Source organism: Candidatus Rokuibacteriota bacterium (genome assembly GCA_030647435.1).
Classification (GTDB): Bacteria; Methylomirabilota; Methylomirabilia; order Rokubacteriales; family CSP1-6; genus AR37.
In genome coordinates, this window is the sequence record JAUSJX010000053.1 from 1 (window position 1) to 8,781 (window position 8,781).

Sequence of the window (8,781 nt, forward strand, 5' to 3'; positions counted from 1 at the left end):
CCCTCGAAGGCCATCGACGAGCACGCGAGGTAGAGCAGCCAGGTCCGGTAGGTGCGCTCGCCGGCGAGCGCCCGGGCTTCGTCGGCACGGGCCTGGAGGCGCTCCACCCACTGGCGGCAGGTGCGCGCGTAGTGCAGCCGCAGGTTCTCGACGTCGAGCACCTCCCAGCGGGCGCGCTCCATCTCGGTCATGGTCTCCGAGACGCCGGAGAGATCGCCGTTGGGGAAGACCTGCTCGTAGAGGAAGTCGGTGTGGCTGGTCTGCTTCCAGTGGAACTCGTGGTGGATGCCGTGGTTGAGGTAGAGGCCGCCGTCGTTGAGCATCTCGCGGACGCGGGCGAAGAACACCGGGTAGTTCGGGACCCCGACGTGCTCGATGACACCGATCGCCGCGATCTTGTCGTACCGGGCGCCCGCCGGCAGGTCGCGCAGATCCCGGTACTCGACGAGACAGCGCCCCTCGAGGCCTTCCCGCTTGATGCGGGCGGCGGCCCACTCGGCCTGGGCGCGCGAGAGCGTCACCCCGTGCGCCGTGACGCCGTAGTGCTGCGCCGCCCAGATGGAGAGGCCGCCCCAGCCGCAGCCGATGTCGAGGAGCGACTCGCCCGGCTTGAGGCGGAGCTTGCGGCAGACGAGGTCCACCTTGTCCCGCTGCGCCTCTTCCAGCTTGCCGTCCGGCTCGCGGTAGTAGGCGCAGGTGTAGAGCATGAGCGGGTCGAGGAAGAGGGCGTAGAAATCGTTCGAGATGTCGTAGTGGTGCGCGATGGCCTGGGCGTCCCGTGGCCGTGATCCCTGTGTCATGATCCCGCCTCCTTCATGCCGAATATCCCGTCGAAGACGATGCGCCGTCTCGCCAGCCCCAGCCCGAGGATGATCCGTACTGCGAGCCGCGCCACGGCCTCCGGCAGCCGCTCCAGCTGGCGCTCCAGCCAGCCGGGCTCCCCGGGCCCGTACAGCGCGGCGACCTGCTGCGCGTAGCTGTCGAGCGGGGTGCCGCCGCTGAGGAACACCCGCGCCGCCTCCGCGGCGAGGATGCCGCTCCGGATGGCCGGACCTATGCCCTCGCCCGAGAGATCACGGGCGAGCCCCGCCGCGTCCCCCACCAGCATGAAGCGCGCGCCCGACAGCCTGCGCGGCGCCCGGCGGCGCACGACGTAGGCGTGCCCCTTGAAGGGCTCGATGGGCATGTCATCCGGCAGCCTTCCGGAGGCGCGCAGCGCGGCCACCAGGGCGAGGCGCCTTCGCGGCAGGCTGCCGTCGCCGCCCCCCGTGCAGCCGATGCCGATGTTGACGACGTCCCCCTTGGGAAAGTACCAGCCGTAGCCTCGAAGGTCGGGCTCGACGTAGAGCTCGGGCGCGCGCATGAAAACCCCGAGGCGCTCCACCCACTCGGGCGGAAGCCGCGTCTCGCTCTCCTGCGCCACCACCACCTCCTCGCGCCCCGAGACCTCGCCCAGGGCCCGCGCGACGGGACAGCGGTGGCCGCCCGCGCCGATCACGAGCGGCGCCTCGAAGCGGCCGCGGTCGGTCAGGACGGTGACGCCGTCCGGGCCCTGCTCGACCTCGGTCACGCGGATGCCCCAGCGGACGTCGGCGCCCGCGGCGGCCGCGCGCTCGAGGAGGTAGAGGTCGAACTCGCGACGGATGATGCCGTAGCTGGCGGGCGTCCGCCAGCCCGTCTCGTGCCGCGCCCCCTCGAACTCGAGGACGCACGCGTCGAACGGCTGGATGGTCAGCGGGTACTTGTCGGGATCGACCTCGAGGTCACGGAGCGCCGCGGGCGTCACCCACCCCGCGCAGATCTTCGCCCGCGGGAACACCGCGGCGTCGAGCACGAGGGGCCGCAGCCCCGCCTTCGCGAGCCGCCAGGCGGCCGTGCTCCCGCCAGGCCCCCCGCCGACCACGATCACGTCGAACACTCCCCTCACCCCGGCCCTCTCCCCAGAGGGGAGAGGGAGTATAGATCCCTCGCCCCCGGAGAGGGCAGGGTGAGGGGGCGCTGATCGTGTCACGCTCAGCCCTTCCACAGCGAGAGCAGAAGCCGGAGCTTCAGGAACAGCGGGATGCGGAGCTCCTCGACTTCGGCGGCGACAGGCATGATCGCGAAGATATCGCCCTCGAAATCGACGGCGCTGTGCACGTAGGCGAGGGCGAAGTCGGAGGGCCTCGGGTGCAGGATCAGGTGCAGGAAGGTCTCCGCCGACCTGATGACCACGGCGCAGAGGGGCTTGTCGCCGGCCAGGCGCACCTCGCTGCCGTCCCACAGCCTGAAGGTCACCGGCGCCTGGATACGGCCGAAGACCTCCCGCAGGATGGCGGCCGCGCGAGCCGGGGTCGGGCTTGGGAGAAATCGCGCGATCATGAGTCCCTCCAGGGCCTTTCTAGTACTACTGTGTCAGAAAACATCATCGCCTCCGCGGCGCGTGCCCACACCAGCGACAGGGCAGGCGTTGCAGCAGCGCGCGGGCGAGGCGCTCGTACGCCGTGGCGATGGACGTGGGCACGTGCCGTTCAGGCCGCACCGGGAGCGCCCCGCGGGGTGAAACCTGTGGGAAGGCGAGCGGGGCGGAGGAAGGCGAGAGGCGCAGGGGGGGAAACCCTCGCGCGCTCGGCGGCGAGGTAGGCGTAGGCCGCGATACATAACGCGCCATGATGATGGAAGCCTCGCCACCCGCGGCCCTCGAAATGGTCCAGCCCGAGCTCGTCCTTGAGCTCCTGAGAGTCGCGCTCGATCCGCCAGCGCAGCTTGGCGAGGTGGACGAGCTCGACGAGCGGGATCGTGGCCGGCAGGGTCGAGAACCAATACTTCGTGGGCTCGGCGTCGCCCCGCGGCCACTCGATCAGCACCCACTCCTCCGGCCGCGGCGCCGCGCGCTGCGCATCACGATGGGCGGGCCGCACGCGGAGCCGCGCGAAGCGGGAGCGCATCGCGCCGCGCGTCCCTTCGCGCCACGTCACCGTCCGCCACGCCGCGAGCGGCAGCGCCCCGGCCAGCTGCTTGAGGCTTGGGGGGGTATGCGTCGCGGTGCGCCGCACGCGCGTGGGCGGCCGGCCGCGCCCGTTCCAGCGTTTCGGGGGCCGCGGCGCCTCGCCCGGGGGCCACGCCGTCGTCTCCTTCTTCATGCCGACAACGTACGGCAGTCCCGCGGTGGTCAGGGCCTCGCGGAATGCGGTCGTGTCGCCATAGCCGGCGTCGGCGAGCACGGGGGCCGGCGGCAGGCCCTCGGCCTGCAAGGTCTGGATCTGGCCGAGCGCCATCTGCCACTTCGGCTGGAACGCCACCGCCGCCGGCACGCCCACGGCCCGACGGCGCCGGCGGTCCCGCGCCCAGCTCTCCGGCAGGTAGAGCTGATAGGCGACCGGCAGGCTCACGGCGTCGTTGGCCACCGACACGCTCACCGCCACTTGGCAATTGTCCTGTTTGCCGAGGACGCCGCAGTACTGCCGGGCGACGCCCACCGAGTGCTGCCCCTTCTTCGGGAAGGCCGTGTCGTCCACGATCCACGCGGCCACCGGCCCATGCCGGGCCATCGGGTCCAGCACCCAGTCCCGAGCCACGCGCAACACGGCCCGCTCGTCCCACGGGGCGTCGGCGATGAAGTGGTGCATCGACTGGTGCCGCGACCGGACATGCCGGGGGTCCACCCGGGCGGCCATGGGCTCGATACTCTTCCGGTCCCCGGGCAGGCACAGCCCGGTGACGTACGCGCGCAGCGGCTCATGCCGATCGCGATGACCAAGCACGCCGGCGAGGCGCTGCACATAGGCGGCGAACTGCTGGCTCCGAGCCGTCTCCAGGGTGCGCATACGACCAGACTGCCAGCGGACCCCATAAACCGCCTAGCTTTTCTAACACAGTCGTACTAGGAGTGTGGCCTCTACGCCGGGCCAAACCGTCTCCTCGACTGCCTGGATGCCATCCGCCGCCATCGTGCGGACCGCGCGCGTCTGCGCCGCGATACGATCCTCGATGGTCCGTCCCTACAGCCATACGACGGTCGCGCCGGTCAGCGCCCCGATGACGAACGCCTCATCAAGTCGCACCGCGGTCCTCCTCGTTCGGAAAGAGCGACGAGCGATACGACGGTGGAGCCGCTTCATCCGCCGTTTCATTTTGCCGGCCGCGAACACGCTGCGATGACTCGAGGCGGACTGGCGACCGAGACGCTCGAGGCCGGCCTGGCAGCGGACGCAGGTCTCCACCTCGGGGACAGCCTCGAGTCGCGCCGGCACAATCGGCTCGGCGCACTCCACGCAGACGCCGTACGCCCCCTCGTTCAGCCGGTCCAGCGCAGCGGACAGACGGTTCACGCGCTCCTGCAGCAGCTCGCGCGTGGCCAGATCGATGTCCCGACTCGCGCTGACCTGGATCTGGTCGACCTCGTCGGCGAAAGCCGAGTTCCCGCCGATCGTGCCGGGCAGGTCCATGACCATCACCGCTGCGCCGAGCTGGCGAAGTCGCGAAAGGGCTGCGTCGAGGTCCCGCCCGATCCGGTTTCCGACGTTGGCGCGTCCGTTCGTTTTCATCGCTTCTCCCTGGTCAACCACATTGAACTTTTCATCGCGGCCTAAGTCTGGGCGCCGGGGGCCGGGCCGCCTATTGGACCTTGGTCCAGTCGCTGGCGCGATCACCGCCCGACCTCCTTCGCGATGTGCGCTGTCAACTCGCCCGGGGCGCCGCCGAGGGCCCCGGACAGCAAGGCAATCGCGAGCAGCAACACGGCGATCGCTGCCAGCAACGCTCCGCCGGCCAGCAGGGCGCGCGCGTGTTTTCGTTTCTTCGTCTGATCGATCCCCATGCGACTCTCAATCTAGTCGGCGTCATCCGGCCTTGCCCATTGGACCTTGGTCTCGCCCGTCGACGGTGGAGGTACTGGTCCGCTCCGGCCTGCAGATTCCGGCGTGCGCCGACTTGCTGACGCCGCTCCTGACCGTCATCCCGCCCCAGCTCCTCGCCCACCACATCGCCGTCCGCCGCGGCTGCGACGTCGATCAGCCGCGCAACCTCGCCCAGAGCGTCACGGTCGAGTACATCACGGACTTCGAGCGGGACTTCCCCGGGACGAAGGTCGTCCGGAATGGCGCTGTCAATCGCCAACCGCGCCTACGTGATCGAGACGCGAGCCTACGAGACCTTGATCGCAGGACGGTCGGTGGGCAGACGTCCCAGGAACTTTTCCAGGGTGTAGTTGAACGTGGCTTCCTGCTCGACCTGCGGATAGTGTCCGCAGTCGGGCACGATCACCAGTTCGGCGCCTGGGATCGACGCCGCGAGAGACTCGGCGAGCGCGGGCGCGACGAGCCGGTGTCCTCTCGGCACCCCATGACGAGCGTCGGTGTCACGATCTTCGGGCCTCGGCTCACCGCCTCGAAGCGGTCGTTGGCGAGGAGGTCGCAGGCGTTGTCGTTGTGAGAATCGAACGGAGGCTCTTCCACCCGGCCGCCTCGGCCCGGGAGATCGACGTCGAGGATGCCGTGGGGGCCGGCTAAGAACTCCCGCTGCTTGCGCCAGGCCCGGGGGTCGTCACCGGCCTTGTGGATGAGGACGAGCGTGCGGACGGGCTTACGGCCTCACGGGCGCTCCGGCACCTCACAGATCTCGTGGTGGTCGTGGGCGGCGATCCTGATGAAGCGTTCCGTCTGACTTCCTTGCTCGGAGGACGGCGCCTCAGACACCGCTCGTCATGCTTTTCTGGTTGTCGGTCCTGGCCGGATCGCGTCTTGCCCTGCTCGGAGGGCCGTGCTGACGCGCTCCTTCATGTTCTGCAAGACGCCTTCGGCGCGACGAAGAGAGTTCCCGCTGCTGTCTAGTACCTGCCCGGTCTTCTCCTCTCACCGCGCGCATGGCGCCCGCTGCCTGGGCGCGGACGCCGCGCGTCTTTTCTCCGACATAGCCTTCGATCTCTCTCCCCCAGAACCATACCGCGAGGCCGCCCATGATCGTTCCGACGACGAAAGCCTCACTGATTCGCATTGTGGTCCTCCCGGCTCGATGTCCGTATGTCCGGCCTGGTGCCGCGGTCGCCCGACGCTGCCCGCGGTCCTCATGGTTCCGGACATAGCTGACACGATCCTGTCTGCCTAACTAGTGGACCTTGGTCCACCCCAAGTGCTGGGAGCCTGATCGGCGCCGTCCGAACCCCGGTGTGGACCAAGGTCCAATAGGCGCGTGCGATCGCGTCCAATAGAGTCAAGAACGATGAATAGGTCGCAGCTCACCATTTTGACGGGAGGACGGACGATGAAACGACAACTACTGGTTTCGCTGCTCCCGCTGTGTGCGGGGGTGTTGGTGGCGGTGGGGGGCACGGGTCCGGCGGGTCCGGCGGGTCCGGCGGGGATGACGGGGGCGCAGGGCTCTCCCGGGATGACGGGGGCGCAGGGCTCCGCTGGGATGACCGGGGTGCAGGGCTCGGCTGGGATGACGGGGGTACAGGGCCCGGCAGGAATCACGGGGGCCCAGGGCGCGCCGGCGTCGTCGCCGATGCCGGGGGTTCGCTGGATGTCGTTGAAGGAGTTCATGTTCGACTACGACAGGTCGGACATTCGGTCCTCGGAGTCGAGGAAGCCCGCCGAGGTCGCGACCTACATGAGCCAGAACCCGTCCGTGCGGCTCGGGATCGACGGCTACACGGATTTACGCGGCACCAGTCAGTACAATCTGCCGCTGAGCCAGCGTCGGATCACCACTGTTCGTGACGCGCTGATTCAGGCGGGGGTGCCGGCGGACCGGATCGAGACGGGCACGTTCGGTTCGGATCGGGTCATGTGTAATCCGTCCACCGAGCAGTGCTCGCAGCGCGAGGGGCGAGTCGAGGTGCTGGTCCGCGCCGGCAACTAGCCCCCGCGGTCGGGGGGTCTCCTGCGCGTCCTGTACGCGGAGGGGATTCCCCGAGGTGCTGGGCTCTTCATGGACAAAGGTCCACCCGGCGTCATTGCTACGGCGCTGATACGGTGGCCACCAAACAGCCTCGAGCAGGAGGTCGCAGCCAAATGGATAGCGTTCTGAGCGTTCTCGCCATGGTTGGGGGCCTGCTGATCCTTGGGTGGCTCGTAGGCTCGGGCGATGAGCAAGGCAAACGCGCGCGACCCGGGGAAGAGCCTCCGCGGGAGCGCTTACACGCCCAGTCGGGGCCGTTGCAGGAGCAAGGAGAACGCCCGGCAGCCTGATGAGGCGGATGCGGGTCGCGCGGGTGAGCCGCGGGAAGCGAGCCGCGTAACCCAGCGCGCGCTACCGAATGCGCAGGTCGCGCAACGAGCCCAGGACACCGAACGCCTGCAATAGCCAGACTACGACCACGATGACGACCACGGCGTTGATGATCGACTTGATCTTCGAATCCATCGGCACGTAGTTGTTGAGCAGCCAGAGCAGAACCCCGACGACCACCAGCGTCATGACGAGTCCGATCAGGCTCATGTCCGCTCCTCTCTCATTACTGCACGGCGACGCTCGTGGTCCCGCGTGACAGCCGGTCGCCCACAGCGACGGTCACTCTTACGACTTTCGACCTCCCACGATGACCAACACCACGCCGCCGGCAAGAGCCAAGGCACCGAGGATCGGCGGCAGGGGAATGCTCTTCTCCTTGTCGGCCGTGATCTTGAGCGGCCCAAGGTCCACGACCTTCTCGCGCGTCGTGTACGTGATGCCCTGGTAGGCCAGGGCGAGTACGCCGAGAATGATCAGGGCGACACCGACGAGAGTCACGGGTTTCACGACGCTCTCCTCCCTCTCCTGGTCATGCTTCTCTGGCTGCTGGTGCCGGGCGAATCGCTTCCTCCCCTGCCGGCTCGACCTGCCGTCACTTGATCCGCATGTCGTTCTTGACGGACGTGACGCCCGCGACCCCGCGTGCGACTTGGACCGCCTTGTCGATGTCCGCCTGAGACTTGACGAAGCCGCTCAGCTGGACCACGCCCTTGAACGTTTCGACGTTGATCTCGTTGACCTTCAGGCTGGAGTCGTTGAAGATCGCCGCCTTCACCTTCGTCGTGATCACGGAGTCATCGACGTACTCTCCGGTCCCCTCCTTCGTCGCCGTCGAACCGCACCCCCAAGCCGACGCCAACACGATGGTGAGGACAAGGATCCCGAATCCTCTCAGTGCTCTCATGGCCATACCTCCATTCGAATGACGATCCAGGTGAGCATCGCTCAAAGAGCCGAGCCGCCGCGGTCCAGCGAGCAGGTCACCGCGGCGCCGTCAGATGGATCGGCGGCCGCCAAGGAACTGGAACACGACGACAATGACGGCGACCACCAGCAGCAGGTGGACCAACCCGCCGGCCGAGTACGAACTGATCATGCCGAGCGCCCACAGCACCAGCAGAATTACCGCGATGGTCCAAAGCATGGCAGGCTCCTTGTCAGCGCTCGACCGGGGTCGGCGCTGGGCGTGTGATCGAGTTTCCGTCAATTTCGATGAACACCATCGGCGGCTCCGGCGCCCGCCGGACCGTCCAGGTGACGGAGGCCACGGATCTCGTGTGCGGGCTTGACCCCGTCCCACGCGCCCTCCGTGGGCCGGCGCCCGCTCGGGCTCGCCGCCCTCTCGCGGTGGCATTCGTAGAAGCCATCCGTCGCGAGCGCGCCCAGCATCTCTTCCGGCCGGCCAATCCAACCCTTCCCCTGCTCCGTCCACGTCATCCGGCCCTGCTTGTACAGATCGTTGAGCGTGGGCATGAGGCTGTCCATCTGCCGCATTCTCTGTCCCCGGTCCTGCTGAAGGCACATGACGTCACTCTCCAGTCTTTAGGCGCTGGATTATCACCTCGGGAT

13 protein-coding genes are annotated in these 8,781 nt (G+C 68.4%); 1 reads left to right on the plus strand and 12 read right to left on the minus strand.

Annotation, left to right across the window (positions count from 1 at the left end; genetic code table 11):
- The 7 genes from Q7W02_09570 to Q7W02_09600 form a co-directional block, all read right to left on the minus strand.
- Nucleotides 1-800 (minus strand): cyclopropane-fatty-acyl-phospholipid synthase family protein (locus Q7W02_09570; GenBank protein MDO8476424.1); only part of this gene is annotated, 800 nt, incomplete at its 3' end.
- On the minus strand, nt 797-1,927 hold the full coding sequence (locus Q7W02_09575; GenBank protein MDO8476425.1) for a geranylgeranyl reductase family protein: 1,131 nt from the start codon (nt 1,925-1,927) through the stop codon (nt 797-799). The genes Q7W02_09575 and Q7W02_09570, both read right to left, overlap by 4 nt.
- Nucleotides 1,928-2,013: 86 nt before the next feature.
- Nucleotides 2,014-2,361, minus strand: a complete 348-nt coding sequence (locus tag Q7W02_09580; GenBank protein ID MDO8476426.1) for a hypothetical protein — start codon at nt 2,359-2,361, stop codon at nt 2,014-2,016.
- 149 nt (nt 2,362-2,510) lie between these two features.
- Entirely contained in the window at nt 2,511-3,806 is a 1,296-nt protein-coding gene (locus Q7W02_09585; protein MDO8476427.1) for an IS701 family transposase, read from the minus strand.
- Nucleotides 3,807-3,980: 174 nt separating this feature from the next.
- On the minus strand, nt 3,981-4,547 hold the full coding sequence (locus Q7W02_09590) for a TraR/DksA family transcriptional regulator (protein ID MDO8476428.1): 567 nt from the start codon (nt 4,545-4,547) through the stop codon (nt 3,981-3,983).
- 80 nt (nt 4,548-4,627) lie between these two features.
- Nucleotides 4,628-4,798 carry a hypothetical protein gene (locus tag Q7W02_09595; protein MDO8476429.1) on the minus strand — a complete coding sequence of 57 codons (171 nt, stop codon included), beginning with the start codon at nt 4,796-4,798 and terminating at the stop codon, nt 4,628-4,630.
- 326 nt (nt 4,799-5,124) lie between these two features.
- Nucleotides 5,125-5,319, minus strand: coding sequence for a hypothetical protein (locus Q7W02_09600; protein MDO8476430.1), 195 nt, complete (start codon nt 5,317-5,319; stop codon nt 5,125-5,127).
- A 921-nt stretch (nt 5,320-6,240) separates the two neighbouring features.
- Between Q7W02_09600 and Q7W02_09605 the strand changes: the two genes are divergently transcribed.
- The gene (locus Q7W02_09605; GenBank protein ID MDO8476431.1) at nt 6,241-6,840 is read left to right on the plus strand and encodes an OmpA family protein; all 600 of its coding nucleotides are present in this window, start codon (nt 6,241-6,243) and stop codon (nt 6,838-6,840) included.
- 390 nt (nt 6,841-7,230) lie between these two features.
- On the opposite strand, the gene Q7W02_09610 is transcribed toward Q7W02_09605, so the two are convergent.
- The 5 genes from Q7W02_09610 to Q7W02_09630 form a co-directional block, all read right to left on the minus strand.
- A complete protein-coding gene (locus tag Q7W02_09610) occupies nt 7,231-7,419 on the minus strand; it encodes a Thivi_2564 family membrane protein (protein MDO8476432.1) in 189 nt (62 codons plus the stop codon).
- 78 nt (nt 7,420-7,497) lie between these two features.
- Complete coding sequence (locus Q7W02_09615) at nt 7,498-7,719, minus strand: DUF3185 domain-containing protein (protein MDO8476433.1); 222 nt, start codon at nt 7,717-7,719, stop codon at nt 7,498-7,500.
- Nucleotides 7,720-7,804: 85 nt separating this feature from the next.
- Nucleotides 7,805-8,116: a BON domain-containing protein gene (locus Q7W02_09620; protein ID MDO8476434.1), complete on the minus strand. Its 312-nt coding sequence runs from the start codon at nt 8,114-8,116 to the stop codon at nt 7,805-7,807.
- Nucleotides 8,117-8,206: 90 nt separating this feature from the next.
- Nucleotides 8,207-8,356, minus strand: a complete 150-nt coding sequence (locus Q7W02_09625; GenBank protein ID MDO8476435.1) for a lmo0937 family membrane protein — start codon at nt 8,354-8,356, stop codon at nt 8,207-8,209.
- A gap of 59 nt (nt 8,357-8,415) precedes the next feature.
- The gene (locus Q7W02_09630) at nt 8,416-8,697 is read right to left on the minus strand and encodes a hypothetical protein (protein ID MDO8476436.1); all 282 of its coding nucleotides are present in this window, start codon (nt 8,695-8,697) and stop codon (nt 8,416-8,418) included.
- Nucleotides 8,698-8,781 lie beyond the last annotated feature (84 nt).

What these genes read in the sequence shown, in the direction of transcription:
- Q7W02_09580 (MDO8476426.1), bottom strand. Translation starts at nt 2,361, where the DNA reads ATGATCGCGCGATTTCTCCCAAGCCCGACCCCGGCTCGCGCGGCCGCC.
- Q7W02_09585 (MDO8476427.1), bottom strand. Translation starts at nt 3,806, where the DNA reads ATGCGCACCCTGGAGACGGCTCGGAGCCAGCAGTTCGCCGCCTATGTG.
- Q7W02_09595 (MDO8476429.1), bottom strand. Translation starts at nt 4,798, where the DNA reads ATGGGGATCGATCAGACGAAGAAACGAAAACACGCGCGCGCCCTGCTG.
- Q7W02_09605 (MDO8476431.1), top strand. Translation starts at nt 6,241, where the DNA reads ATGAAACGACAACTACTGGTTTCGCTGCTCCCGCTGTGTGCGGGGGTG.
- Q7W02_09610 (MDO8476432.1), bottom strand. Translation starts at nt 7,419, where the DNA reads ATGAGCCTGATCGGACTCGTCATGACGCTGGTGGTCGTCGGGGTTCTG.
- Q7W02_09620 (MDO8476434.1), bottom strand. Translation starts at nt 8,116, where the DNA reads ATGAGAGCACTGAGAGGATTCGGGATCCTTGTCCTCACCATCGTGTTG.
- Q7W02_09625 (MDO8476435.1), bottom strand. Translation starts at nt 8,356, where the DNA reads ATGCTTTGGACCATCGCGGTAATTCTGCTGGTGCTGTGGGCGCTCGGC.
- Q7W02_09630 (MDO8476436.1), bottom strand. Translation starts at nt 8,697, where the DNA reads ATGGACAGCCTCATGCCCACGCTCAACGATCTGTACAAGCAGGGCCGG.